Here is a 26,420-nt window from a genome sequence, read left to right on the forward strand (position 1 = left end):
CGGCGGGTCGGATTTCGTATCGTGCGTCCTGATTCTGGTTCGAAACGGAAGGATGGACCCATGAATCAGCATTCCCACAAAGACTATGAAACAATCCGCATCGCCGTCATCAGGGCGCGCTGGCACGCCGACATTGTCGACCAGTGCGTGAAGGCGTTCGAGGCCGAACTGGCCGAGATGGGCAGCGGGCGCTTTGCCGTCGACATCTTCGACGTGCCCGGCGCCTATGAAATCCCGCTGCATGCCAAGACGCTCGCCGGCACCGGCCGCTACGCCGCGATCCTCGGCACTGCGTTCGTCGTCAATGGCGGCATCTACCGGCACGACTTCGTCGCCAGCGCCGTCATAGACGGCATGATGAACGTGCAACTTTCGACCGGGGTGCCGGTGCTTTCGGCGGTGCTCACGCCGCACAATTTTCACGACAGCGCCGAGCATCACCGCTTCTTCTTCGAGCACTTCTCGGTCAAGGGCAAGGAAGCGGCCAACGCCTGCGTGCAGATTCTCGCGGCGCGGGAAAAGATCGCGGCATGAAATCTTCCCGGCCGGGTGGAAATCGCGATAACACCCGGTAGTATTTGCGAAAATACCGAGTTCGGGAGGATGCCGGTGCAGACCAAGAAGATCATCAATGACGGCAACCGTGCCGTCGACGAAATGCTCGAAGGGATCCTGGCCGCGCATCCTCGCCATCTCGCAAGCGTGGACGGCAGCCCGCGCTCGATCATCGCCCGCGACGGGCCACGGCCCGGCAAGGTCGGGCTGGTGATCGGCGGCGGTTCCGGCCACGAGCCGACCTTTCTCGGCTTTGTCGGCAAGGGGCTGGCGGACGCGGCGGCAATCGGCAACGTCTTTGCCTCGCCGCCACCGGATCCGATCCTGGAATGCGCCAAGGCGGTCAGCGGCGGCACTGGCGTCTTGTTCATGTACGGCAACTATGCCGGTGACGTGATGAATTTCGACATGGCGGCCGAGATGGCCGGCATGGACGACATCGATGTGCGCACGGTGCTCACCACCGACGACGTCGCCTCGGCGCCGCGCGACCAGCGGCACAAGCGCCGTGGTGTCGCCGGCAATTTCTTTATCTTCAAGGCTGCCGGAGCCGCCTGCGACCGGATGCTGTCCCTGGACGAGGTCGAGCGCATCGCGCGCAAGGCCAACGACCACACCTTCACCATGGGCGTGGCGCTGTCGCCCTGCTCGCTGCCGCAGACGCGGCGGCCGAATTTCGAGATCGGCGCGGACGAGATGGAGATCGGCATGGGCATCCATGGCGAACCCGGCATCGCGCGCGGCAAGCTCGGGACCGCCGACGAAATTACCGACGAGATGCTCGACAAGATTTTCGCCGAGATGGCGCCGAAGCGCGGCGACAAGGTCGCGGTGCTGGTCAATTCACTGGGCTCGACGCCGCTGATGGAACTCTACATCATGAACCGACGGGTCAAGCAGAGATTGGACGCAATCGGCGTTTCCATCCATGCCACCTGGGTCGGCAATTACTGCACGTCCCTGGAAATGGCCGGTGCCTCGGTGACGCTTTTCCATCTCGACGAAGAATTGCAGGCGATGCTCGACCACCCCTGCGACTGCGCCATGTTCCGTGCCGGCTGAGGAGCGCCCCATGACCATCGGTGCCTCCGACCTGAAAAGAATGTTCGACGCGATCGCGGTGGCGATCGAGGCCGACAGGGACCGGCTTTGCCAGCTCGACGGCGTCATCGGCGACGCCGACCACGGTATTGCCATGGCGCTCGGGTTCAACGCCGTGCGCGATGCGCTGGCATCGCTCGACCTTGCGGCGACCGAGCCGACCGCGCTCCTCAACACGGCGGCGAAATCGTTCCTCAATGCCGTCGGCGCGTCCTGCGGCCCGCTCTATGCCACGGCCTTCATGCGTGCAGCCGCCGCAGTCAAGGGCAAGGCGACGCTGGCGGATGCCGAATTCATCGCCCTGCTGCAGGCCATGGCGCAAGGCATCAAGGATCGCGGCAAGGCCGAGATCGGCGAAAAGACCATGGTCGATGCCTGGCAACCGGCGGCGGAAGCGGCTGGCGCCAGCAATGCAGGGGGAAAGAGCCTTGCCGACAGTCTGCAGGCAGCCCTTGCCGCTGCCAAGCGCGGTGCTGAATCGACCAAGGACATGATCGCCGCCAAGGGCCGCTCGTCGCGGCTCGGCGAACGGTCGCTCGGGCACATGGACCCGGGCGCGGCCTCAGCCGTCACCGTCATCGGCGCGATGACGCGGAGCCTGGCTTAGGCCTTCGCCGCGTCGAGCTTGTTGATCGCCTGGACGTTGCCGGCCGACGGCCCCTTCTCGTCGAACTCCGAGGCCAGCCACCTATCGACAATGGCCTTGGCCAGTTCCGGCCCGATGACGCGCGCGCCCATGGTGATGATCTGGGCATTGTTGGATTTCGCCGCGCGCTCGGCCGAGTAGGTGTCGTGGGTAAGCGCGGCGCGGATGCCCGGCACCTTGTTGGCCGAGATCGAGACGCCGATGCCGGTGCCGCAGAACAGGATGCCACGGTCGTTCTCGCCTTCGACGATCGTCCGGGCGAGTTTCTGCGACAGGTCGGCATAGAAGCCGGCCTGGCTGAGGTCGCTGACGGTGAGGCCGGGCTTGGTCGCCAGATGCGCGGCGATGACGTCGAGCAGCGGCTTGCCGGCGCTGTCGGCTCCGATGGCTATTTTCATGGTGATGTCCTTTCTGACTGAATGCGTTTTTCGATTGGTTCAGATCGCGGCCGAGGCGCGGCGCAGGATGTCGATATAGCCCTCGGCCTGCCAGGCGGAACGGCCGATGAACAGGCCGTCAATGTTGGGCTGGCCGATCAGCTCGGCGGCATTGCCGGGATTGACGCTGCCGCCATAGAGCACCGGCGGAACGGACGGCAGCAGGCCGGCGGCGACCTGCTTGATCAGCGCTTGCTGCCTGTCGGCATAGTCGGAACTGGCCGGGACGCCCTTGTCGCCGATCGCCCAGACCGGCTCGTAGGCGAACAGGATCTCTGCTCCCCTCGCCTCGTCGTCGAGGAATTGCAATGCACCCTCGACCTGAGCGGTCAGCACCGCATCGGCCTTGCCGCTTTCGCGCTCGGCCAGCGTTTCGCCGACACAGATCAGCGGTATCAGTCCATGCCTGACCGCCGCCGCCGTCTTCAGCCCGACCGTACGGTCGGTCTCGCCGAAATGTTCGCGCCGCTCGCTGTGGCCGAGTTCGACCAGGTCGAGGCCGCAATCGTTCAGCATTACCGGCGAGATCTCGCCGGTCCAGGCGCCGGCATCGACCCAATGCATGTTCTGCGCGCCGACCTTGATGCGCGTTGCCGACAGCGCCCGCTTGACCTCGCGCACCGCCGTGAAGGGCGGGATGACGAAAGGCTGGATGCGATCGTCGAAACCCGGCACGAAGCCGGCCAGTGCCCCGGCAAAATCAAGCGCCTCGGCCAGCGTCTTGTTCATCTTCCAGCTTGTACCGACCCAGTAAACCACGCGTACTCTCCTTGACCCTCAATCCTTGTCGGCGACGACCGTCAGCGAAACCCCCGCCGCATCCAGCGTCGCGCGCATCCCGGGCTCTGGCTCGCGCCCGGTGAAGACGGCGTCGAATGCGCTGAGATCGGTCAGGAAATGCAGTGCGCTGCGGCCAAACTTGCCGTGATCGACCAGCAGGTATTTGCGGGTCGCCGCGGCCATCATCAGCCGCTTGGCCTGCACCACTTCCTGATCTTGATGGAAGGCGGAGGCGCCATGGATGGCGGATGAGGACAGGAAGGCGACGTCGGCGCGCAGCGACCGCAGCGACGCCTCTGCGAGCAGGCCGAAGAAGCCATGGAATTTCTTCGAGTACTGGCCGCCGAGCGCGATCAGGTTGATGCCTCCGGCACCGGCCAGATCCTGGATGACGGCGAAGTTGTTGGTGATCACCGTCAGCGGCCTGAGATCGGCGAGATGCCGCGCGATGCCGCCCGCCGTCGAGCCGTCGTCGATGATGACCGTCTGGCCGGGTTCGATCACGGCCACGGCGGCCGCCGCAAGGCGCTGCTTTTCCCCGATCGCCTGCTTCTGCCGGTAGCGAAAATCGCTTTCAAACAGGCTGCTCGGCTGGATCGAGGCGCCGCCGCGCACCTTGCGCAGGAAGCCGCTCTCCTCGAGCTCGTCCAGGTCGCGATGCACGGTCATCCTGGAGACGCCAAAACGTGAAGCGAGGTCGTCGACGCTCGCCGCGCCGGCATCCACCAGGAAATCCATGATGCCTTGCCGTCTGTTGTCGCTCTTCATTGTCGCCGACTCGCCAACGCAGAACTCCGGCTGCTTGATCGAGCCCAGATATAACAGACATCGTCGCGCATGTATCACAATTTTTGTTATAATGAGATATTTCCATGGGATATTTCGCCGGCTTTTATCGCGCCGCTGTAACAAGAATTGCGGCCGGGACGGTCTGTCACGGTTGCGGTTGCGCGGAATTCCGGCCAGAAGCATCGGTGGGCTGAACGATGCGCGGACAGCCCGCAACCACAGGTTTGAAACCAGATACGGGAGACTAATCGTTGGCTCGCATCACACTGAGACAATTGCTCGATCACGCCGCCGAATACGGCTATGGCGTGCCGGCCTTCAACATGAACAACATGGAACAAGGCCTCGCCATCATGGAGGCCGCGGAGGAGACCAAGTCGCCGGTCATCCTGCAGGCAAGCCGCGGCGCGCGCGCCTATGCCAATGACGTGGTGCTGGCCAAGCTGATCGACGCGCTGGTGGAAATCCACCCGGACATCCCGGTCTGCATGCATCTCGACCATGGCAACAACGAAGCCACCTGCGTCACAGCCATCCAATACGGCTTCACCTCGGTGATGATGGACGGTTCGCTCAAGGAAGACGGCAAGTCGCCGGCCGACTATGCCTATAATTCCGGCATCACCAAGCGCGTCGTCGACATGGCGCATTGGGGCGGCGTCTCCGTGGAAGGCGAGATCGGCGTTCTGGGTTCGCTGGAGAGCGGCGGCGGCGAGCAGGAAGACGGCCACGGCGTCGAAGGCGCGATCAGCCACGACCAGCTCTTGACCGATCCGGTGCAGGCCGAACAGTTCGTGCGCGACACCCATGTCGATGCGCTGGCGGTGGCCATGGGCACCAGCCACGGCGCCTATAAATTCTCGCGCAAGCCCGACGGCGCGGTGCTGGCGATGAACGTCATCGAGGAGATCCACCGCCGCCTGCCGAACATGCACCTGGTCATGCACGGATCGTCCTCCGTGCCGGAGGACCTGCAGGAGATCATCAACAAATATGGCGGCCAGATGAAGCCGACCTGGGGCGTGCCGGTGGAAGAGATCCAGCGCGGCATCAAGCATGGCGTGCGCAAGATCAACATCGACACCGATAACCGCATGGCGCTGACCGGCGCGATCCGCAAGGTGCTGACCGAGAACCCCAGCGAGTTCGACCCGCGCAAATACCTGACACCGGCGATGGCGGCGATGAGGAAGCTCTGCAAGGAGCGCTTCGAACAGTTCGGCACCGCCGGCAATGCGCCGAAGATCAAGCCGCTGCCGGTCTCGGAAATGGCCAAGCGCTACAAGTCGGGCAGCCTCGACCCGAAGTTCGGCTAAGTTCGATCCATCTGCATTTTACGGGCAGGAGCTCTACCGGCTCCTGTCCATTTCTATCCAGCGTCCGGCAGCAGGTCAGCCCTGCCGGTCTCGATGAAGGGCGCCCAATAGTCGACCGACTCGCGGATCATGGCGACCACCTGATGGTCGACCGGCTCGCGCTCGCGGAACGACAGTTCGAGGCAGATTTCGTTGTCGGTGCCGCCGCCGCGCCGCACCGTTTCCAGCAGCTTTTCAGGCGTGATGCGGCCGTCCTTGTTGTGGGCTGCGGTGAACGGCCAGTGGCCGCCCTTGTTCATCGAGGATTGCTTGATGTGGATGATCGGCGACTTCAGGGGGAAGGCTTCGGCCCAGGCATAGGGATCGATGTCGGCCGGGTTGGAGGAGGTCACGTCACCATGGTCGATGTCGACCATCATCTCAAGCGGAATGGCCATTCCGGCCGCATCGATGGCATCCTGCAGCATGCGGCAGTTTTCGATGGTGTGGCCGAACTCGCGGCCGACCGACATCGGCTCCCAGAACAGGTAGGTCAGGCCCGCCGCCCGGGCGTGGTCGGCGACCTCGCGCCAGCAGTCCAGCGCGATGTCGAACAGGCGCGCGCGACGGTCGGGATCGTCGAAGTCGCGATGCGTGAAGATGGCGAACTGCGTGCCCATGCCGCCGGCGCCAAGCTCGGCCGAGACATCGGCGAAGGTCTTGAACCACTCGACATAGTAGCGGCGCACGTCAGCATCGGGATGGCCGAAATGGTTGAGTCGGCCATAGGGGCCCGTCATGCCTGAGGTGACGCGCACGCCGGTGCGGTTCAAGGCGTTGCGGAACAGGCGGACGAATTTGACGATCGTCGCCGCCGGCCAGCCTGGATTGACGAATTCATGCGTGAGCTGAATGTCCCTGATACCGATGCCGTAGGCAATAGTCTCGATCAGATCGTCCGGCTCCGCGAAGCGGTTGACCAGCGGATTGGTGTTGAGGGAGAGCGTGAAGGCCAAGGTCGCTATCCCTTCAACGCCGTCGCCGAACAGGGGCCATGAGCGCCATCAGCCTGCCCTCGCCTGCCGGCTCGCGCACCAATGCTCGAAGGCCGACTTCTCCTCGGCGGACAGATGCAGGCCGTGCTTGGTGCGCCGTTCGAGAATATCGGCCGCGTCTTGCGCCCATTCCTGTTCGAAGAGGTAGTTCGCCTCGCGCTCAAAGAAATCCTTGCCGAAGCACCGGCCCAGGGCGGCGAGCGAACGGGCGCCGCCAACTACGGACGGCGTTCTGGTGCCGTAGAGCCGGCCGTAATGCTTGAGCAGCGATGCCGGCATCCATGGATACTCATTTGCGAGGTCGCCGAGAAACTGCTCGAAGTCGGCATTGGCGATGTCGCCGCCGGGCAAATGCGCCTTCGCTGTCCAGGGCTTGCCCATCTTCGGAAAGAACGGTGCGATCCTGTCCAGCGCATGCTCGGCCAGTTTGCGGAAGGTGGTGATCTTGCCGCCGAAGACGGAGAGCAGCGGCGCCTGCGCCTCCGGCGCGTCGAGCTCGAAAATATAGTCGCGGGTCACCGCACTCGGATTGTCGGCGTTGTCGTCATAGAGCGGCCTGACGCCGGAGAAGGAATAGACCACGTCGTTGCGCGCAAGGCCGCGCTTGAAATAGCGGTTGACCACTCTGATGAGGTAATCGATCTCGCTCTCATCCGCGGTCACGTCCTCGGGCCGGCCTTCGTAGGGAATGTCGGTGGTTCCGATCAGCGCGAGATCGTTCTGGTAGGGATTGATGAAGATGACGCGCTTGTCGCTGTTCTGGACGAGATAGGCCTGCCGGCCCTCCCAGAACTTGGGCACGACGATATGGCTGCCCTTGACCAGGCGGACATTGCGCCTCGAGTTCTGGCCGGCAACGCGGTTGACGATGTCGTTGACCCAGGGACCGGCGGCATTGATCAGCGCGCGCGCCCGCACACTGGTCTTGATACCGGTCCTGACGTCGCGCATTTCGACGACCCAGAGGCCGCCCTCGCGGCGGGCGGCGGTGCAGGCGGTGCGGGTGAAGACCTTCGCTCCCCGTTCGGCCGCGTCGAGCGCGTTGATGACGACGAGGCGGGCATCGTCGACCCAGCAGTCGGAATATTCGAAGCCGCGCTTGAAACTGTCCCTGATCGGCGCGCCCTCGGGCGCGGTGCGCAGGTCAAGCGTGCGGGTGGCGGGCAGCCGCTTGCGGCCGCCGAGATGGTCGTAGAGGAACAGGCCGAGCCGCACCAGCCATGCCGGCCGGTCGTCCGGGCTGTGCGGCAGCACGAAGCGCATCGGCCAGATGATGTGCGGCGCCGATTCCAGCAGGACCTCGCGCTCGATCAGCGCCTCGCGCACCAGGCGGAATTCGTAATATTCGAGATAGCGCAGGCCACCATGGACGAGCTTGCCTGATCTCGAACTGGTGCCTTGGGCGAGATCGTCCTTTTCGCACAGGATGACCGAAAGCCCGCGGCCGGCGGCATCGCGCGCGATGCCGGCGCCGTTGACGCCGCCGCCGATGACGAAAAGGTCGACGATGTCAGGGCCGCCGCTCATCTCGTGTCCATGCCGGGTTTGCGCTCCATCGCCGTCGCTCTCAGCACGGATTGACCGGAGGCAGGCCGGCCAGGTAGCGGCGCACCTCCTCGGCGGCCTGCTCGGCGGCATAGGTCACCGTGCGCACCGAAGCGCCGGCGATATGCGGCGTCAGCGTCACGTTGGGCAGCTGCAGCAATGGCCAGTCCGATGGCACCGGCTCGACCGCGAAGGTTTCCAGCATGGCGCTGGCGATCTGCCCCGAAACAAGCGCCTCGTAGAGCGCGTCATAGTCGACCAGCGGACCGCGCGCGGTGTTGACGAAGATCACGCCAGGCTTCATCCGCCCGATTGTGTCCTTGCCGATCAGGCCGCGTGTCTCCTGCGTCACCCGCGAATGCAGCGTCACCACGTCGGAGCGCGACAGGAGATCGTCGAGCGCAACCAGTTCGACGCCGGCGTTGCGGTCCTCGGCGCTCAACTGCACATAGGGATCGCTGACCAGAACATGGCAGCCGAAGGCGCGCAGCAGGCGCACCACTTTCGTGCCGATATTGCCGTAGCCGACGACGCCGACCGTCATTTCGCCGAGTTCGCGACCGGTGCGGTCGGCACGGTAGAGATCGCCGCGCCATTCCCCCTTGCGCAGGGCTTCGTGGCCGACACGGATCAGCCGCGTTTCGGCCAGGATGGCGCCGATGGTGAACTCAGCCACGGCGGTGGCATTGCGGCCAGGCACGTTGACCACGGTGATGTCCTGCGCCCTGGCCGCTTCCATGTCGATGTTGATCGGCCCGCCGCGCGACACCGCCACCAACTTGAGATCAGGCAGGCGCCGCATCATGCTTTCCGACAAGGGCGCGAGCTGGGTGACGAGGACTTCGGCATCGCCGATGAAATCGACGACCTCGTCGGGATGGCCGAAGTACTCCTTGACCTTGTCGAGGCCGAGTGCCGGATTGCCGAACTCCATGGGCTCGTCGGGCCAAGCCGTCTGCAATGTCCTGATATCGAGGTCGCCGCTGGCGACCTTCTCGATTTTGGCGCGAAACACCTCCGGCAGCATGAAGTTGTCGCCAATGATCGCTATCTTTTTACGCATACTCGACTTCTCAATTTTCCTGCGATGTGGCCATGGCACGCCAGACCGGCCGCAGGGCCTGGTGCGCCAGCATGTAGGACGGAGTCATCCTGTCGTAGATCGCTGCGAGGGCCGGGTCGCTCGGCTCGGCCTCGCCGAGCAACGGCGTCACCCATTCGCCGACGCATTCGTCCATGGAGGCGTATTGGCCGACGCAGACCGCGGCGATCATTGCCGCACCGGCCGCACCGGCCTCCTCACGCGCGCTGGTGCGCGTGTCGGCGCCGATGGCCGCGCCCAGTATCTTGCGGAGCGCCGGGCTTCTGGCGGCGCCGCCGGTCAGGCGGATTTCGCGTGGCAGCGGCCCCATGGCGGCGTAGCAGTCGCGCGCCGCGAAGGCCAAGCCTTCGAAAACGGCGCGCACCAGATCGGCGTAGCCGTGCCGCGAGGAAATGCCGACGAAACCGGCCCTGGCATTGGCATCGACGAACGGTCCCCGCTCGCCGGCTTCCGACACGTAAGGCTGGTAGAGCAGCGAAGCCGGCCGCGAGGCCGCGATCCAGGCGTCGACCAGCGCGATCATCTCGCCATTGCTGCGGGTTATGCCTTGCGAGGCGAGAATGCCCGAGGCAAGCCCGAGCACCCAGTCGATGTTGAGCGTCGCCGCCATGTTGGACTGCATCTGTGCGAACACGCCGGGCGCCGGCATCGCCATGGTGTAGCCGGTCGCCGCCTCGTTGAGCTGCACATCGTCGGGCGTCTCGGCCAGCCGCATATGCATGCCGGTGGAACCGATGATCGAGCAGCCAGGCTTGCGCTCGCGGTCGAGAAGGCCGGCGCCGAGCGCGGTGCAGACGACGTCGACATAACCGAGCACGACAGGTGTCCCGGCGAGCATGCCGGTGACGGCCGCGGCGGCCGGCGACAGTCCGGTGCTGTGCCTGGTGCCGTCGACGATCGGCGGCAGCAGGTGCCTGAGATCGGCGACGCCGAGGACGTCGAGCACATCGTCGCTATAATCGCGGGTGCGGAAGTCGCCGAAGGTGAAAGTCCCTTCGGACGGATCGGTGGCGCGCTCGCCGGTCAGCTTGAAATAGAGCCAGTCCTTGCAGTGAAAGGCGGTGGCCGCCTTGCCGAGCATTTCAGGCATGGTGCGCTTCATGAAGACGAACTGCGAGCCCTGCTGGCAGGCGGCGAGCCCGCTGCCGGTCTTTTCGAAACGGAGCCGGTCATCGGGCCGCGCGCGGATTTCCTCGACGACGCCGGCGGCGCGCGCGTCGAGCCAGAGCCAGCCCTTCGCCACCGGCTCGCCCTTGCCGTCGATCAGCCAAGTGCCGTCGCCCTGCCCGGTGACCGCAATGGCGACGGTCCGGCTGGCGAGATCGGGCACCTTGTCGGCGAGCTGGCGCAGGGTCGTGGCGGCATCGGCCCAGGTGCGCGCCAGATCCTGTTCGGCGCCGCCGCCCGGCAGCGTCTCATAATGGTTCGGCGTCGCCGCCGCCGCGATCTGGCGGCCCTTCGTGTCGAAGGCGATGGACTTGATGACGGAGGTGCCGGCGTCGATGCCGATGAATATGTCGCGCATCACGCGAGCTCCATGCCGTGCGAGATGGCCTTGCCGCTCGCCTGGTCGAAGACGTGCAGGTTTTTCGGATCGATGCTGACATTGATGGGCGCGCCGAGGTCGAGCCGGGTGCGGTCATGCTCGACCAGGACCAGCGAGCCGCCGGCGAAATCGGCTGCGATGTGGGTCTGGTCGCCGAGCCACTGGTTGGCCGAGACCGTGGCCGGGACACCTTCCTTCGAGCGCCGAACCGCGTAGGGCCTGATGCCGATGACCACCCGTTCGCGGCTGAGCAACTGGTCGCGCACCGGAGCGCTGAAGGCGTCCTTGTCATAGTCGAGCGACAGCCCGTCGGGCAGCCGCAGGTTGATGCGGCCGGCGCCGGTCCCGACAAAGGCCTCGAAGACGTTCATCGGCGGCTCGCCGACGAAGGTGCCGGTGAACAGGTTCGCCGGACGCTCCTTGATCCGGTCCGGCGTGTCGAACTGCTGCAGCACGCCGCCCTCCATCACCGCGATGCGGTCGGCGAGCGCATTGGCCTCGGTCTGGTCGTGGGTGACCAGGATCGCGGTCAGGCCGCGCTCCTTGATGAAGTGCTTGATACGGCCGCGCAGCACGGCGCGAAGCTGCGGCTCGAGTTGCCCCATCGGCTCGTCGAGCAGATGCAGGTCGGCTTCCCGGATCAACGCCCGCCCAAGACTGGCACGCTGCTGCTGGCCGCCGGAAATAGAGCTGGGATAGCGCTCCAATATGTCCTCGATCTCCAGCAGCTTGGCGATGCTGGCGACCTTGGCGTCGACCTCGCTCCTGGGCAACCTTGCGGCCTTGAGGGCAAAGGCCATGTTCTCGCGCACCGTCAGCGGCGGATAGAGAGAGTAGCCCTCGAAGGCCATCGCCACATTGCGTTTGACCGGCGGCAAGGTGTGGACCTGGCGACCGGCGACCGCGATCGCGCCGCGCGAGACCTCCTCGAAGCCGGCGATCATGCGCAAGGTCGAGGTCTTGCCGCAGCCGGACGAGCCGAGCAGTGCCACGATCTCGCCCTTGCCGATCTCCATAGTCAGGCTCTTGACGGCGTGAACGCCCCTGTCGATCGGACCATAGAATTTGTCGACGCCTGAAATGGTGAGTGCGCTGGCGCTCATGCCGCTTCTCCGCTGCGCAGATTGACGATGTTCTTGGCGCCGATGCGCTCGCCACTGGCGTGATCGAACAGCAAGGCGCTCTTGCCGTCGACGGCGATATGGGCCTTGCCCTCGCTGCGGCCCGGCGTTCCGGCCGGACGCGAGACCAGGATTTCACGGCCGCGCACGGTGCGCACCAAGGTGACGATCTTCTCGTTGAGCGGCGTCTCGGCCTCGACTGTCACCGGAATGGCGCCGGGCTCGTTGTCGCCAACGAAATGCAGTGCCTCGGGCCGCAGCCCGATGATGCAGTCGCGGCCGATGGCGGTCTCGGGAGCATCGGTGAGATGGACCTGGACATTGGACAGGCCGACATAGACCCCCCTGGCATCCCGCGCGGGCTTGACGTCGAGCAGGTTGATGGTCGGGTCGCCGAACAGCCGCGCGATCTCGATGTTGGCCGGCTCGCGATAGATCTGCTCGGGCGTGCCGAGCTGCCGGATGACGCCTTGCGACATGACCGCGATGCGGTCGCCGAGCGCCATGGCTTCCTTGTAGTCCTGGGTGACGTAGACGACGGTGGCCCCGCGATCGGCGAGCAGCCGCGGCAGTTCGAGCCGCATCTCGAAACGTAGCTTAGCATCGACATTGCGCAAGGGATCATCGAGCAGCAAAAGCGGCGGCGAACCGACAAGGGCACGGGCAAGGGCCGTGCGTTGCTTCTGGCCGTTGGAGAGCGCGCGCGGCTTGTGGGAGAGCACATGGCCGATTTTCAACAGCTTGGCGACGCTCTCGACGCCGGCCTTGATCGCGCCTTGCGAGGAACGCTTGGCCTCCAGCGGCGTGGCGATGTTGTCGAACGCGCTCATATGCGGAAACAGCGCGAAATTCTGGAACGCCATGCCGACGCCACGGAATTCCGCGTCGACATCGGTCATGTCCTCGCCGCCGATGAATATTTTGCCTTCCTCGGGGTCGATGACGCCGGCGACGAGGCGCAGCAGCACCGTCTTGCCGGCGCCGGAAGGCCCGAACAGCACCAGCGTCTCGCCGTCGGCGACGGTCAGCGACAGATTGTCGAGGACGGTCTGACTCTTGTAGCGCTTGACGATATTTCTGAGTTCGAGGCTGGCCATGTCTATCCTTTCACCGCGCCGAGCGACAGGCCTTCGACCAGATAGCGCTGTGCGTAGAGGGCGAGCGCCAGCGTCGGCGTGATCGAGAGCACGATGGCCGCCGAGATCTGGCCGTACTGGATGCCTGACGAGGTGATGAAGGCGAGCGCACCGACAGTCACCGGCTGCTTGTCGGCCGAAGCCAGCACCAGCGCGAAGACGAAATTGTTCCAGGCGAAAATGAAGGCGAGCAGGCCGGCCGCCGCGATGCCCGGACCGGCGAGCGGCAGCGCGATCTTGCGGAAGGTGGCGAACCAGGAATGGCCGCCGATGCGATAGGCGTATTCGATGTCGGCCGGAATGTCCTCGAAATAGCCGCGCACGATCCACAGGATCAGCGGCAGGCAGATCAGCTGGTAGACCCAGATCAGCCCGATATAGGTGTTGGCGAGGCCGAGTTTCTGGAAATAGAGCGTCAGCGGCAACAGCACCAGCAGCGCCGGCGCGAACTTGAACGACAGCAACGTGAAGGCGATGTCCTCCGAGCCACGGAACTTGTGGCGCGCGAAGGCGTAGGCGGCCGGCACGCCGAGCAGCAGCGACACCGCAACCGAGGTCACCGACAGGAACACCGAATTCCAAAGGTTGCGCATGAAGGCGATGTCGAGCGTGCCGGCGGCGGTCATCAGCTTGCCGGTAATCAGCGCCGTGTAATTGGCGAGCGTAGGCTCGAAGATGAGCTGCGGCGGGATGCGCAGGATGGTCTCGTTGGTCTGGAACGACATCATGAAGATCCAGACGATCGGGAACATGAAGAAAATCACGACCAGCGTCAGCGCCGCGCCGCGCAGGATGCGTTCGAGCAAGGAGGTGTGTTCCATGGCCGCCTCCTATGCCTGGCCACGGGCGCGTTCGCGCAGCCGGAGCCAGTTCTTGATGAAGATGTTGGAGAGGAAATAGGTGATCGCCCACAGGATGATCATCAGCGCCGCCGAGCGGCCGACATTGGTCGACTGGAAGAAGTTGAGATAGGCCTCGACCTGGAAGACGGTCAGCGTGTCGCCCGGCCCGCCCTGGGTCATCGCGTAGATGATGTCGAACTGCTGGATGGAATCGAGCAGGCGGAACAAAGTCGCCGTCAGGATGTAAGGCGTCAGCATCGGCAGCGTGATGCGGAAGAAGACGAAGCTCCTCGGCACGCCGTCGAGGGCCGCCGCCTCGAAAGGCTGGGTCGGCAGGCTGCGCAGGCCGGCAAGCAGCAGGATCATGATGAAGGGCGTGTAGACCCAGATGTCGACCAGCACCACGGTGAACAGCGCCGTCGACGGCGACGAGGCCCAGCGGAAGTCCTGCAGCCCGATGAGGCTGGCGAGATAGCTCAGCACGCCGAAGCCGGGATTGGTCATCAGCTTCCACATCAGCGCCGCCAGTGCGGGCGCCGTCATCAGCGGCATCAACAGCATGATCGAGATGAAGTTGTTAAGCGTCGAGCGCTTCTGCAGCAGCAGCGCGATGGCGAGGCCCAAAAGCAGTTCCAGCACGACCGTGGTGCCGGCATAGAGCAGCGAGATCTTCAACGTGTTCCAGAACTTCGGATCGGTGAAGAAGGAGATGTAGTTGTCGCCCCAGTTGAACTGCCGCGCCCAGGGCTGGCTCAGCCGGTAGCGTTGGAACGAATAGACCACCGAGGTCAGGAACGGGATGAGGATGCCGATGCAGACCAGCAGAGCCGGCAGGCTGAGCACATAGGGCAGCACCCGCTTGCTGATCCTGAAGCCGGATGGCTTGAGCCTTTGCGATACCACCGCGGTCATCGAGCTGCTCCGTTGTTGCTGTCGCTTCGCCCTGCCGGCCGCCCAAGGGAGCAAGGCGGCCGGTCGGGCGAAATGGCGGTCACCTTTCGGCACCGCATCGCAAACATGAAAAGGTTTGACGAGGGCCGACCCGTCAAGCAGGCCGGCCCTCATTGCGACTTAACCGAGACCGGCTTCCTTGAGCTGGCCGTTGATGCTTTCGGCGAGCTTGTCGAGGCCCTCGTCGACCGGCACTTCCTTGGCCACCATCTTCTGCAGCGTCGCCGCCCATTCGGTGGTGAGGTCGAAGAACAGCGGCTGCGCGGTGAACTTGATCGAGGCGCCCGGCGCCGAGGCGTCGAACATCTCGACATAGCCGGGATAGCTCTTGTTCAGCTTCTCACGGAACATCTCGTCCTTCCACACCGATTGGCGGACCGGATTGACGAAGTCCATCTTGGTAGCGCCGAACAGCCCATGCTCCGGCCCGGAGGCCCATTGCATGAAGTACCAGGTGGCGTCCTTGTCCTTCGAGAAGTTGGACATCGCCAGCGACCAGATCCAGATGTTCGGTGTCGCCGCCTTGGCTGCCGGGTTGGCCTTGAAGCTAGCAAAAGCGAGCTTGCCGGCCATCTTGTTGTCGCCGCCATTCATGAAGTAACCGAGGATGTCGGCGTCGAAGATCATGGCCGAGGCGCCGGCGCCGAGATCGGTGCCGACCTGATACCAGGTATAGGTCGACCAGTCCTTGGGGCCGCTCTCCTGGATCATCTGAACCCATTGCTTGTGGAAAGCCTTGGACTGGGCGGTGTTCATCGCGGCCGACAATTTGCCATCGGCCGAGACGTTCAGGTCCTTCTGATCGAAATTGGCGTAGGCCGACAGGAAGCCGGGATGGATGGTCGCCCAGGAGCGCGAACCGCGCACGCCGATACCATAGACGCCACCACCGACATCCTTGGTGAGCTTGGCGGCCGCGGCCACCATCTCGTCCATGTTGCCGGGGATCTTGACGCCCGCCTTGTCGAACATGGCCTTGTTGTAGGTGATGTTGTTCTGCTCGAACCCCCACGGAATGCACCACTGCTTGGCATCATCCGAACCCAACGCGCCGCCCGGCTTGCCATTCCAGGCGCAGGAATTCTTGACGCCGGGCAGGAAGTCGTCCCAGGCATAGTTCGGGTTGGTCTTGGCCGGATCCTTGATCCATTCGTTGAGGTCGGTGATCCAGCCGGCTGGGCCGTAGGTCCAGGTCATGTAGGCGCCGGTCATGAAGGCGTCGTATTCGGGCGAGCTCGCCGACAGTGCCGCCGTCACCTTGTCGAAATAGACGTCTTCGGGGAAGACGTCATAGACGACGTTCATGCCGGTCAGCTTCTTGAAGTTCTCGAGGTCTGCGATCATGGCGTCGGCATAGGGATGCTTGTTGAGCAGGAGCTTGATGGTCTTGCCCTTGTGCGCCTGCCAGTCAAAGTCCGCGGCAAGCGCGCGCGTCTGGCCCAGGTTGAGCAGCGTGCCGGCGGTGCCGGCGGCGAGGCCCATCGCACCCAGGCCCTTGATCAGTCCGCGACGGTCGACTTGTCCGCGCAGGAAGGCGTCTATGAGGTCTTTCTCTTTCTCATGCATTTCGTCTTCTCCTCCACAGGGTAGTTTCAACTGAACTGTTGCCGGCTACCCGACCGGCGTCTCTTCCACGAGCGATCGCGCCGTCCGCTCGTCCGTTATCAGGCCCTTGAGATAGCGCCCCTCCAGCACCGACTTGATGGCACGAACCTTGATCCTGCCGCCGGCGACGGCGACGATCCGGCGGCTGGCGATATCCTCGCGCGCCAGCGCCAGCGCCCGGTTGGAGACGGTCGCCGCCACCGCCTTGCCGGCCTCGTCGAAGAAATGGCCAAGCAATTCGCCGACGCCGCCATTGCGGCGGATCTCTTCCATCTCGCCCTTCTCGATCATGCCGGTGGCGACCAGCGACGCCTCGCGTTCGGCGGTACCGATGCCGGCGAACAACAGATCGGCGGACCGCGCGAGATCGAAGACCTCGTTGATGCCCTTCTGGCCCAGCAGCACGATGCGGTCCTCCGCCGTGTTGGCGAACATCGGAACCGGCATCACATAGGCTTCGGCGCCGGTGCGTTCGGCGAGACGATGGATGACGTCATGCGGATTGGCCGAGAATTTCCGCGTCAGGCCGCCGAGCAGCGAAACGAAGCGGATCCGGTCGGTGGTGGTGCGCGGCAGATATTCGACGCAGGCGGCGAGCGTGCGGCCGTGGCCGACGCCGATCAGCGCCTGCTCGCCGCGCTCGATCTCGCGCTTGAGGAACTGCGCGCCGGCAATGCCGAGCGCCTTGAGCGGCAGGTCCTCGGAATCGAAATCCGGAACCACCTCGCAATAGTCGAGGCCGTAGCGGCGGGACAAATCGTCCTCGAGCTCGACGCATTCCGACACTTCACCGTCGATATAGACCTTCACCAGCCCTTCCTGGTTGGCCTTGGTGATGAGGCGGTGGGCTTTGAGGCTGGTCAGCCCCAGCCGCTTGGCAACCTCTGACTGGGTCAGGCCGCCGGCGTAGTGAAGCCATGCGGCGCGCGCCGCCATGCTGGCGTCATCGTCGCGCAAGAGGCCATTTCCAAAACCAACCACGTTTCCGTCCCGGTGATATTTTTATCAGTTGCTGCAAAATTTTTCACATGGCTCGATCAGAGTCAAGCGACCGCTGCGCGCAATTCACGACATGATGGCCAGGGCGGGCGTCGGCCGGCCCTTTGGCGATGTCAGCGCGTGGTGATGCGAAGCGGCCCTTGCGCCGTGCCTGTCAGCACCGCGGGCGTTTCAACGTTGCTTTTGGTTGCCGCTCTGGCGATGCCAAGCGGGCTTCTGGCGGCGAAGATAGTCGCGCCTCAGGCGTCAGCCATGGTATCATCGGCCTCGGCGCGGACCAGCTTGATATCGGCCCCGGCAGCCCAGGCGCCGATATCCTCGCGACGCAGTGCCGCGGCCATCATGTCGGGAAACAGATCCGGCGTGCAGGCAAAGACGGGAATGCCGAGTGCCGCAACCGACCCGGCCATTTTGGGGTCATAACCCGGCCTGCCCTGATCGGTCAGCGCCAGGAGCACGACCACATTGACGCCCGAGCGAACGAGTGCCGCCAGCCGCTGCAGCAATTCCTGGCCATTGCCGCCTTCATAGAGGTCGGTGATCAGCACCATATGCGACTTGGTCGGCCGTTCGATGCGGTCGGCGCAATAGGCGACCGCCTGGTTGATGTCGGTGCCGCCACCAAGTTGCACGCCGAACAGCACCTCGACCGGATCGCTGAGCTCCTCGGTCAGGTCGACGATCGCCGTGTCGAAGCAGACCAGCTTGGTCCGCACCACCGGCAAGGAGGCCATCACGGCGGCGAATATCGAGGCATAGATCACCGAACTGGCCATCGACCCGGACTGGTCGACGCACAGCACAACCTCGTCCAGGTCGACCATCCGACGTTGCTGGCGCATGAAGCCGATCAATCTTTCCGGCACGATGGTCTTGTGCTCGGGCTGATAGTGGCGAAGGTTGGCCGAAATGGTGCGCGGCCAATCTATGTCGCGCTGGCGCGGGCGGTTGGTGCGGCGCGAGCGGTCGAGCGCACCGCGTATCGCCTCGGCGGTCTTCTGCTCCAGCCGTTGCATCAGCTTGGCGACGATGTCGGCGATGATCGTGCGGGCGACGTCCTTGGTCTTGGCCGGCATGACCGAACGCAGCGAGATCAGATCGGCGACCAGATTGACATCCGCCTCGATCGCCTTGAGGAATTCCGGCTCCATCAGCATCTGCTTCAAATTGAGCCGTTCGAAGGCATCCTTCTGGACGATCTGCACCACCTGCGCTGGAAAGAACGACCTGATATCGCCCATCCATTGCGCGACTTTCGGCGCCGATCGCCCCAGCCCGCCGCGCCGCTTGCGCGGATCGGCACCAGCATCGCCCGCGCCGTCGCCATAGAGCGCATCGAGTGCCGCCGAAAGCCGCTTGTCGGTCTCGGAAAGCGCTGCCGATGACGGATCATCGGCGCCGATCGCCAGGCGCCAGCGGCGCTCGCGCTCGTCGCCCGCCTGGCCGGATTCGCTCATGTCGATCCCGTCATCCATGGTCATTCTCGCCCCTGAGCAACGGCGCGAGCCGATCGAGATGCCGGCGCCACGCCTCGCCGCCATCAGGTGTTGGTGTCAGCCCGGCCGGCAGGCGTCTGGCGCGGCCGAGCACCGCTTCGATCAGCCGCCGCCGCTCCATCGAGTCGAGGTGCGAAAAGACCCGGCGCAACAGCGGCAAATGCGCGACGAATGCCTCCTCGTCGAGCGATTTGAGCCAGGCGTCCACCGCACCGCGCAAACCTTCGTCGTAAATGAGCCGCTGGCCGGCAGTGCTGAAGAAGCCCTCGAAGAACCCCGCGGCCTCGGTGACCGCCGTGCCCGGCGACAGGCGCCGCGCGATCAAGCCCGCCGCTGCTTCAGCCGATAGATGGCCGGCCTCGTAGAGCAGATGCGCGGCACATCCCGCCACCAGCGCCGTCGAGCGCGATCCGTCGAGCACGGCAGCCAGTCCGTTGCGCCAGGCATCCAGGACGTCCTGTTCCGGTTCGACCAGCTTGATCGCCTCGTCGGCCTTGCGCATGGCGCCGACCAGGGCGGAGGAAGCCTGCGCATCGAGATCACGGGCGGCATAAGGGAGTGCGATCCCGCCTTCGACAATCAGTCGCGCCAGAAGACCGGACAGGCGGGCGGTTTCAGTCTTGCGGGCTTCGCCGTAGCGGATGATGTCGGCGAGCGGCGGAACCGATGCCAGGATTTCCAGGCATTCGCTGCTGTGCGCCGCGCGTTCCTCCAGCGTCGCGAGACCGACGGTCGAGGCTTCCGACAGGTTTGCCGTGATGGCGCCTTGTACGAGTGCCGCCAAGGCATCGAGGGATGCTGCCGCGGAAATCATCTGGATCAGCCGGCCGTTGGCGGCCTTTTCGATGGTTGGGCCATGGACCAGGTTCTCGACCAGGCGAACGGCATATTCTGGCTCCCATGACAGGGTCCAGCGCTCGCGGAAGGTGCCGCGGCTGCGGCCTGCGTCGGTCAGCTTGCCCCAATGCACGCCAAGCACGTTCAGCCGGTGCAGCAAGGTCGACCGAAACAGCCCGCTTTCGCTGCGCAGGTCGACCGACAATTCGCGCTCCAGCGCCTCGGGCTTCAGCCGCGCCGCCTTCTGGTTGCGCTGCAGGTCCTCGATCAGCGGCGCCAACGGGGTATCGGGCGGAATTTCGCCGACATCCGCACCCAACAGCAGTTCGGCCTCGACCAGCGCCCACAGGATGGCTTCGCCGTTGAACAAGGCGGCGATCGCGGCGTCGCGCAATTCCTCGAAGCCGGGCTTTGGCCGTTCGCGGATCACAGCCAGCGCGCGGGCCAGCCTTTCGGCTTCGATCAGCGAGGCGGTCGAGACCATATGCCCCTTCGCCCTCAGCACCGCGGCGATCATGGCGAGCCACAAGGTCGCCGCGTCATGCCGGCCGCGGGTGCGCCACAGATGCTTGCACCAGCCCGGTGCGACAACGCCGGCGCCATAGCCGAAGCCAAGCGCCAGACGCGGTCCGGTCCAAGGCGCCCAGGTCATCGTGCTCTTGCGCCGGGCTAGCCCTTTCAGGAGGGCCTGATCCTCTTTTTGCGGACGTGTCGCCTGCAGTGCCGGCACATGGAAGGCGCCGCAGACGACAGCGATCGGCCCGTCGAATTCCTTGCGCGCGGCGGCGATCTCAAGCCGCATATGCGCTTCGCGTTTGGCCTCGAATTCGGCAAGCGGACCTTCGCCTTCGCGCAGTGTCGTCATCGCATCGGCTATGGCCGCGAAGATCGGCCCCGGCTCCGGGTTCTGCTCGATGATGTCTGCCCACCAGCTTTCGCCATCCTCGTAGCCGGCGGCTTGTGCCAGCGCGCCGATCGGGTCACGCAGATGCGGCGCCGTTTCGCTCTCGACCTTGGCTTCCGTTTCGTCGGCGGCAGCTTCCTGCGCATCGTCAAGCGGTGCTACCCGGGCTGATGACGGCAGGTCGATGAAGCGCAATGCCGCGTTGTTGCCAACGGCCCACAGGGCCGCCTGGTATTCCGGCGAGAACTCGGCGAACGGCCAGAAGCTTGTCGAAGCCGGATCGTCTTCGGGATAGCACAGCAGCGCCACCGGCGGCTGCATTTCGGGGCGGGCGAGCAACGGCAGCAGCGCGGAAGCATCCGCGGGCCCCTCGATCAGCACGGCGACCGGTTTCAAGTCCTGCAACGCCTGCACCAGGCTGTCGGCGGAGCCGGGCCCGTGATGGCGTATGCCGAAATAGGAAACCTCGCCCTGCGCAATGGCGTCAGATCGCTGCGTTCAAGGCCGCGTAATAACCGGCATAGTCGGGCCGCTTCTTCAGCACCGTCTCCAGATATTCCTCCAGCACGAGCTTGTCCTGCACCGGATCTTTCACGATCGCGCCGACGAGGCTGGCGGCCAGGCCTTCGGCGCCGAGCTTGCCGCCGTCGAACCATGCCGCCTGGCTAAGCCCTCCGACCATGGTCGCGATCGCCTCGGCCGTGGACAGCGACCCGGATGGCGTCTTCAACGTCACCTTGCCGTCCGATGTCGCGCCCGAGCGAAGCTCGCGGAAAATGGTCAGCACGCGAGCGATCTCGTCGCCGACATTCTTCGGCACCGGCAGGTCGAGACCGCCGGCCATCTCGCCGACTCGCTTGGAGACGATCGCCACCTCCTCCGCCATGTCTTCGGGCAAGGGCAGCACGACGACGTTGAAGCGGCGCTTCAGCGCCGAGGACAATTCGTTGACGCCCTTGTCGCGGTTGTTGGCGGTGGCGATGATGTTGAAGCCGCGTTGCGCGTAGATCGAGGTGTTGAGCTCGGGGATCGGCATCATCTTTTCGGACAGCACGGTGATCAGCGTATCCTGCACGTCCGAACCCATGCGCGTCAGTTCCTCGAGGCGGCAGAGCTTGCCGCCTTGCATGGAGCGATAGAGCGGTGTCGGCACCAGCGCCTCCTCACTCGGGCCCTTGGCCAGAAGCTGTGCGTAGTTCCAGCCATAGCGGATCTGGTTTTCGTCGGTGCCGGCTGTGCACTGCACAATCAGCGTCGAGTCGCCCATGATGGCGGCGGCGAGATGCTCCGACACCCAGGATTTGGCGGTACCGGGAACACCAAGCAGCAGCAGGGCGCGGTCGGTTGCGAGCGTCGCCACCGCGGTTTCCATCAATCGGCGACGGCCGACATATTTCGGCGTAATCGGCGTGCCGTCGTCGGCTTTTCCGCCAAGCAGATAGGTCAGCACCGCCTTTGGCGACAGGCTCCAGCCGGCGGGCTTTTGCCGATCGTCGTTACGCGCCAGCGCCTGCAACTCGCCGGCATAGGCCTGCTCGACCGGAAGACGGATGACTGCGTTCATTTGCTGTTCTCCGGATTTGATCATTTTCGAGATTCGGACTGATATTCGGCCAGCGCCGCGTTGAGGCGCAGCAAGCCGAGCGAAGGGGCTGCCGGCGGCATGCCGGCTGTTACCATCTCGTCGATCAGCCGCTTTGCCGTGGCTGACGTGGCAAGAAAGCCAAGCATTTCGAGGACGTTGTCGGCGGTCCGCCTGGCGGCGTCATCGCTTCCGCCAACGGCCGGACGCAGCGCCTGCAGGACCTGCCCAAGGTCGCCCCACTCCACCCAGCCCGCCTCGGCGGCTTCGAGCAGGCTGAGCGAGGCGAGATATGCCGCGTCTTTCAAGATCAGCCGGATGAGGGCCTGTTTTCTTCCGGTATCCAGGCGCGGCATCAACTGGAGCACGAAAAGCGCCGGCTTGCCGCCTTCCGCGACAAGCGTGTCGGCCATCTGCGCCACCGCGCCATCGCTGCCCGAGGCGGCCACCATTCGCGCGAAAAAGATATCGGCATTGTTGTCGGCGCCGAACTGCCAACCGGCGATGAATTCGGTTTCGCCAACGCCAAAGCGTGTGGCGAGATCAACGAGATTGCAGGCGCCGAACAATTCGGCGCGGCGCTGGTCCTGCGCCGGGGATTTTGGTTTCACCGGCGTGTAGGTCGTGCGACGGCGGATGAACCCGGATTTGCCCGCGCTGATGAAGGCCGCAAGTTCGGTGACCGGATCTTCGCCTCCGCCCTCACCTGGAAGGCCGTGCTGCCCCAACCTTGCCAACAGCCGGCCGGCGAGTTCGCGCACCTTGCCTGAGCGATCGGCGGAGAGGCCCTTCAGAAACGGCACGTCATCCGGCCCCAGCCCGAAATGCATGAGTTGGATAAGGGCAAGCCTGATCTCCGCAGGCTCGCCTGATCCCTTGGCCTCGATCAGCAGTCGAGCCAAAGCCGGTTCGCGGCGGCGCATCTCGGCCAGTGCCGTACGCCGCGCCGCGGGGTAGAAATCATCCCAGTTTTGCGCCGTCAGCCTGTCTTGGCTGATATGGCTCTGCCCTTCGACGCCCGCCTGCCAGTCGACCCAGGGAGCATAGACATCAGGACTGTCCTGATCCGACGCGCCCGGCATCCAGTCCATCGGATGCAGCACCAGGCCATGGCTGGCGACAAGCGTCACCACCCGTGCCTTGCCCCTTGTGTCGGCCGCCTGTTTGAGTGCGGCTCTGACAAGCGGCCGCAGCCGGTCGGGCAACATCGGCAAAGCGAGTTCTGGTAACGGAGGGCGGCGTTTCAGCGCCGATGGCGCGGCGGGCCGCAAGGCGATTTCAAGCGCCTGCGCGGCGATCGCCAGCAGCCGGCGCTCCTTCTCGTCGGGGTCCGAACCGCCGGCGATTTGCTGCCACGCCACCGGGGCCAGGTCGAAGCTCGCTCCGCCGGTGATCCAGCAGTCACGCATCGTCGCCAAGCCTATCTGCTCAAGCTCGTTCACGACAGGTCAAGCCTCCCGAAACTGCTCCGCGCCGCCAGGAGGTCGAGCCGGCTGCCATTCCAAAGCGCGACCGTGGCCGCGAGATCGATGCCGAGCAGGGTTGGACTGACAGCCTCGTTGATCGGCAAGGCGATGCCGTTCGGGTCGCCAGCCGCCTGCCACCAGGGCGCGCGCCGGTCGTCGAGCAGGATCGCACCTGGCGGCAGCATGACAGGACAATCGGTGAGCCACGGCGCGGCGTCCTGACAGGCAAGATGCGTAGCGAGCGGATCCGGTTCGCTCGATGCGACAGCAGGCCATTCGCCCGACGAAACCTCCCCCTTGCGGTCCATCACCAGGGCACGCAGCGGCTGGCGTGACGGATAGAAGATCAGCCGCGCGTCGAAGCGGTCGCCTGGCGTGAAGGCGTTGGACCGGCGGCCGGCCGAAGCAGGGAAATAATCGAGCAGAAGCGCGAATTGCGGAGCGGCACTCCTGATATCGAGCAGCCAGGTCGAATGGCTGACGAGGCCATCGCGGCGGTTTTCGATCTTCTCGCCGAGAACCTCCCATGCACTTTCGACCTGGACCGCGTGGGGGCTGGCCAGAACCTGCTCGCGCGTTTCGGAAGTCGACACCAACCGCTTCAGTTCGGGATCGTCGGGCGCGGCACGCCAGGCCTTGGCCAGCAGCACCAGCTTGCCAAGTTCGCGGATCGCCGCATCGGGCCGTTCTTCGCTGCGCAGCGACATCAACCGCGACGGAATCTCATCGAGACGGCCGGCAAGAGCCGTCGCCTTCATGTCGACCAGCCGCGCGGCAATCCGGCGGCAACGGTCGCTGCTGTTGTCGACAAATCCGGCAAGACCAAGCCGCAACTGATCCGATATCCACTGGTCCATCTCGTCCAGCGCCGCCGACACCGAAGATCGTGTCTCCTCGGCCCGCTTGCGCTGTGCTGCTTCGCGGCGTTCCACGGCCGCCGCGTCTTCCACCTCGGTGTTCTCGTCGTTCCGCGCGGCTTCACCGATGCTCTTGCCGCCGGCACCCGAGGCCTGTTGCGTGGGCGGCGGCGTGGTCTTCCTGCGGCGGCCAAGCCAATCATTCACCCACTCCGGCGTCGAATCGGCGGGGGTAAAGCTGGTCGGCACCGTGGCGGCGATCCACATCAAGGCCAGGCTGTGCTTGCAGGGGAATTTTCGCGACGGGCACGTGCATTTATAGCCATGATCGCCGGTGTCGACGACCACACGATAGGGATTGGAGCCGGATCCCTGACACTCGCCCCACATAAGGGCCAGCGCTTCGTTCTTTTCGAGGCGTGGCCAGTTCGATCGTTTGGTCAGCTTGGAAGCGGCGCTCAGCGATGCCTGGTCAGGGGCAAGCGCCTCGATCGTTTTCAAGTCAAATTCCAAGCCGCGCCTCTGGTCGCCAGAACGAATGCCAGTTGCCAGTATAGATGGCCGTCTGTGACGGATTCTTGTAGCAGCGGCGGACTGGAGATCAATACAGGCGCTGCGTGCCGATTGTCCCTACCAGCCCGCTGCGCACGCAAAAAGGCGATATTGGCGAGGCCCGCCAATAAATCCTATTGGAGGATTCGTGTGGGCGCGTGGCCTGGATCCCGCGCCATATCGGCATGGACCTCCCCCTCGGCCAGCGAACGATCGAGCCCCGTCGCCACCACTGAGACCCTGAACCGGCCTTCCATGCTCTTGTCGAAGATGGCACCGACGATGATGTCGGCGTCCTCGTAGACTTCCTCGCGAATGCGGGTGGCCGCCTCGTCGACCTCGAACAGGGTCATGTCCCTGCCGCCCGATATCGACACCAGGACGCCCTTGGCGCCCTTCATGGACATTTCGTCGAGCAGCGGGTTGGCGATCGCGGCTTCCGCCGCCTTCATCGCCCGTCCGTCGCCGGACGCCTCGCCGGTTCCCATCATGGCGCGGCCCATGCCGCGCATCACCGATTTGACGTCGGCGAAGTCGAGGTTGATCAGGCCTTCCTTGACGATGAGGTCGGTGATGCAGCTGACGCCGGAATAAAGCACCCGGTCGGCGATCACGAAAGCGTCGGCGAAGGTGGTCTTGGCATCGGCGATGCGGAACAGGTTCTGGTTGGGAATCACGATCACCGTGTCGGCGGCCTCGCGCAGCCGCTCGATGCCCTCTTCGGCCATCTGCATGCGGCGCCTGCCCTCGAAGGTGAACGGCTTGGTGACGACGCCGACCGTGAGGATGCCGGCCTTGCGCGCCGCCTGGGCGATGATAGGAGCAGCACCGGTTCCGGTGCCGCCGCCCATGCCGGCGGTGACGAAACACATATGGGTGCCGGCCAGATGATCCATGATCTCGTCAAGCGATTCCTCGGCCGCGGCACGCCCAATCTCGGGCAACGAGCCGGCGCCAAGGCCTTCCGTGACGTGCGCGCCAAGCTGGATCAGCCGCGTCGCCTTCGACATGGTCAGCGCCTGCGCATCGGTGTTGGCGGCAATGAACTCGGTTCCCTGAAGCTGTTCCACGATCATGTTGTTGATCGCGTTGCCGCCACCGCCGCCGACGCCGATAACGGTGATCTTGGGTCTCATCTCGGAGATTTCCGGCTTCTTGAACTCGGCCATGCCTGCTTCTCCTTCGCCAATTGCGCGCGCTTCACGACCCACAAGCAGACTG

23 protein-coding genes are annotated in these 26,420 nt (G+C 64.7%); 4 read left to right on the forward strand and 19 right to left on the reverse strand.

What is annotated here, in order from left to right; all coding sequences use genetic code 11:
- Positions 1 to 60: 60 nt before the first annotated feature.
- From EN845_RS13275 to dhaL, 3 genes are all read left to right on the forward strand, one after another.
- Positions 61 to 534 (forward strand): 6,7-dimethyl-8-ribityllumazine synthase, encoded by a 474-nt coding sequence (locus EN845_RS13275; RefSeq protein WP_127870629.1) that lies wholly within the window; start codon positions 61 to 63, stop codon positions 532 to 534.
- 75 nt (positions 535 to 609) lie between these two features.
- Complete coding sequence (locus tag EN845_RS13280; RefSeq protein ID WP_127276399.1) at positions 610 to 1,617, forward strand: dihydroxyacetone kinase subunit DhaK; 1,008 nt, start codon at positions 610 to 612, stop codon at positions 1,615 to 1,617.
- 10 nt (positions 1,618 to 1,627) lie between these two features.
- Positions 1,628 to 2,263 carry a dihydroxyacetone kinase subunit DhaL gene (gene dhaL / locus EN845_RS13285; protein WP_127870628.1) on the forward strand — a complete coding sequence of 212 codons (636 nt, stop codon included), beginning with the start codon at positions 1,628 to 1,630 and terminating at the stop codon, positions 2,261 to 2,263.
- Here the strand turns inward: dhaL and EN845_RS13290 are convergent.
- From EN845_RS13290 to EN845_RS13300, 3 genes are read right to left on the reverse strand one after another with little or no spacing between them, the layout of a single operon-like run.
- Positions 2,260 to 2,700, reverse strand: a complete 441-nt coding sequence (locus tag EN845_RS13290; protein WP_127870627.1) for an RpiB/LacA/LacB family sugar-phosphate isomerase — start codon at positions 2,698 to 2,700, stop codon at positions 2,260 to 2,262. The genes dhaL and EN845_RS13290 overlap by 4 nt on opposite strands.
- Positions 2,701 to 2,739: 39 nt before the next feature.
- Positions 2,740 to 3,498: a triose-phosphate isomerase gene (locus EN845_RS13295; RefSeq protein WP_127870626.1), complete on the reverse strand. Its 759-nt coding sequence runs from the start codon at positions 3,496 to 3,498 to the stop codon at positions 2,740 to 2,742.
- 18 nt (positions 3,499 to 3,516) lie between these two features.
- Positions 3,517 to 4,287 (reverse strand): DeoR/GlpR family DNA-binding transcription regulator, encoded by a 771-nt coding sequence (locus tag EN845_RS13300; RefSeq protein WP_127870625.1) that lies wholly within the window; start codon positions 4,285 to 4,287, stop codon positions 3,517 to 3,519.
- A gap of 272 nt (positions 4,288 to 4,559) precedes the next feature.
- On the opposite strand from EN845_RS13300, the gene fba reads away from it, so the two are divergent.
- On the forward strand, positions 4,560 to 5,624 hold the full coding sequence (fba, locus tag EN845_RS13305) for a class II fructose-bisphosphate aldolase (RefSeq protein WP_095771163.1): 1,065 nt from the start codon (positions 4,560 to 4,562) through the stop codon (positions 5,622 to 5,624).
- Between the two features lie 53 nt (positions 5,625 to 5,677).
- On the opposite strand, the gene EN845_RS13310 is transcribed toward fba, so the two are convergent.
- The 16 genes from EN845_RS13310 to ftsZ form a co-directional block, all read right to left on the reverse strand.
- Positions 5,678 to 6,619 (reverse strand): TIM barrel protein, encoded by a 942-nt coding sequence (locus EN845_RS13310; protein WP_127870624.1) that lies wholly within the window; start codon positions 6,617 to 6,619, stop codon positions 5,678 to 5,680.
- 48 nt (positions 6,620 to 6,667) lie between these two features.
- Positions 6,668 to 8,185, reverse strand: coding sequence for a glycerol-3-phosphate dehydrogenase (locus EN845_RS13315; protein WP_127276387.1), 1,518 nt, complete (start codon positions 8,183 to 8,185; stop codon positions 6,668 to 6,670).
- 40 nt (positions 8,186 to 8,225) lie between these two features.
- Positions 8,226 to 9,266: a 2-hydroxyacid dehydrogenase gene (locus EN845_RS13320; protein WP_127276385.1), complete on the reverse strand. Its 1,041-nt coding sequence runs from the start codon at positions 9,264 to 9,266 to the stop codon at positions 8,226 to 8,228.
- A gap of 10 nt (positions 9,267 to 9,276) precedes the next feature.
- A complete protein-coding gene (locus EN845_RS13325) occupies positions 9,277 to 10,830 on the reverse strand; it encodes an FGGY-family carbohydrate kinase (protein ID WP_127276383.1) in 1,554 nt (517 codons plus the stop codon).
- Positions 10,830 to 11,954: an ABC transporter ATP-binding protein gene (locus EN845_RS13330; RefSeq protein ID WP_127276381.1), complete on the reverse strand. Its 1,125-nt coding sequence runs from the start codon at positions 11,952 to 11,954 to the stop codon at positions 10,830 to 10,832. Before EN845_RS13330 ends, EN845_RS13325 begins: the two co-directional genes overlap by 1 nt.
- Positions 11,951 to 13,069 (reverse strand): ABC transporter ATP-binding protein, encoded by a 1,119-nt coding sequence (locus EN845_RS13335; protein WP_127276379.1) that lies wholly within the window; start codon positions 13,067 to 13,069, stop codon positions 11,951 to 11,953. Before EN845_RS13335 ends, EN845_RS13330 begins: the two co-directional genes overlap by 4 nt.
- A gap of 2 nt (positions 13,070 to 13,071) precedes the next feature.
- Positions 13,072 to 13,929: a carbohydrate ABC transporter permease gene (locus EN845_RS13340; RefSeq protein WP_127276378.1), complete on the reverse strand. Its 858-nt coding sequence runs from the start codon at positions 13,927 to 13,929 to the stop codon at positions 13,072 to 13,074.
- A 9-nt stretch (positions 13,930 to 13,938) separates the two neighbouring features.
- Positions 13,939 to 14,862 carry a sugar ABC transporter permease gene (locus tag EN845_RS13345; protein WP_127870623.1) on the reverse strand — a complete coding sequence of 308 codons (924 nt, stop codon included), beginning with the start codon at positions 14,860 to 14,862 and terminating at the stop codon, positions 13,939 to 13,941.
- 159 nt (positions 14,863 to 15,021) lie between these two features.
- Positions 15,022 to 16,467: an extracellular solute-binding protein gene (locus EN845_RS13350; RefSeq protein ID WP_127276374.1), complete on the reverse strand. Its 1,446-nt coding sequence runs from the start codon at positions 16,465 to 16,467 to the stop codon at positions 15,022 to 15,024.
- A 45-nt stretch (positions 16,468 to 16,512) separates the two neighbouring features.
- Positions 16,513 to 17,487: a sugar-binding transcriptional regulator gene (locus tag EN845_RS13355; RefSeq protein ID WP_167531349.1), complete on the reverse strand. Its 975-nt coding sequence runs from the start codon at positions 17,485 to 17,487 to the stop codon at positions 16,513 to 16,515.
- Positions 17,488 to 17,744: 257 nt separating this feature from the next.
- Positions 17,745 to 18,980, reverse strand: coding sequence for a VWA domain-containing protein (locus tag EN845_RS13360; RefSeq protein ID WP_127870622.1), 1,236 nt, complete (start codon positions 18,978 to 18,980; stop codon positions 17,745 to 17,747).
- Positions 18,973 to 21,222, reverse strand: coding sequence for a DUF5682 family protein (locus tag EN845_RS13365; protein ID WP_127870621.1), 2,250 nt, complete (start codon positions 21,220 to 21,222; stop codon positions 18,973 to 18,975). Before EN845_RS13365 ends, EN845_RS13360 begins: the two co-directional genes overlap by 8 nt.
- Before the next feature lie 4 nt (positions 21,223 to 21,226).
- A complete protein-coding gene (locus EN845_RS13370) occupies positions 21,227 to 22,306 on the reverse strand; it encodes an AAA family ATPase (RefSeq protein WP_127870620.1) in 1,080 nt (359 codons plus the stop codon).
- Between the two features lie 20 nt (positions 22,307 to 22,326).
- The gene (locus EN845_RS13375) at positions 22,327 to 23,766 is read right to left on the reverse strand and encodes a DUF5691 domain-containing protein (RefSeq protein ID WP_127870619.1); all 1,440 of its coding nucleotides are present in this window, start codon (positions 23,764 to 23,766) and stop codon (positions 22,327 to 22,329) included.
- Positions 23,763 to 25,148, reverse strand: a complete 1,386-nt coding sequence (locus tag EN845_RS13380; protein ID WP_245511733.1) for an SWIM zinc finger family protein — start codon at positions 25,146 to 25,148, stop codon at positions 23,763 to 23,765. The genes EN845_RS13375 and EN845_RS13380 overlap by 4 nt, the downstream gene beginning before the upstream one ends.
- Before the next feature lie 185 nt (positions 25,149 to 25,333).
- On the reverse strand, positions 25,334 to 26,368 hold the full coding sequence (ftsZ, locus tag EN845_RS13385) for a cell division protein FtsZ (protein WP_127870617.1): 1,035 nt from the start codon (positions 26,366 to 26,368) through the stop codon (positions 25,334 to 25,336).
- Positions 26,369 to 26,420 lie beyond the last annotated feature (52 nt).

The organism is Mesorhizobium sp. M8A.F.Ca.ET.202.01.1.1 (assembly GCF_004791595.1).
Taxonomy (GTDB): domain Bacteria; phylum Pseudomonadota; class Alphaproteobacteria; order Rhizobiales; family Rhizobiaceae; genus Mesorhizobium.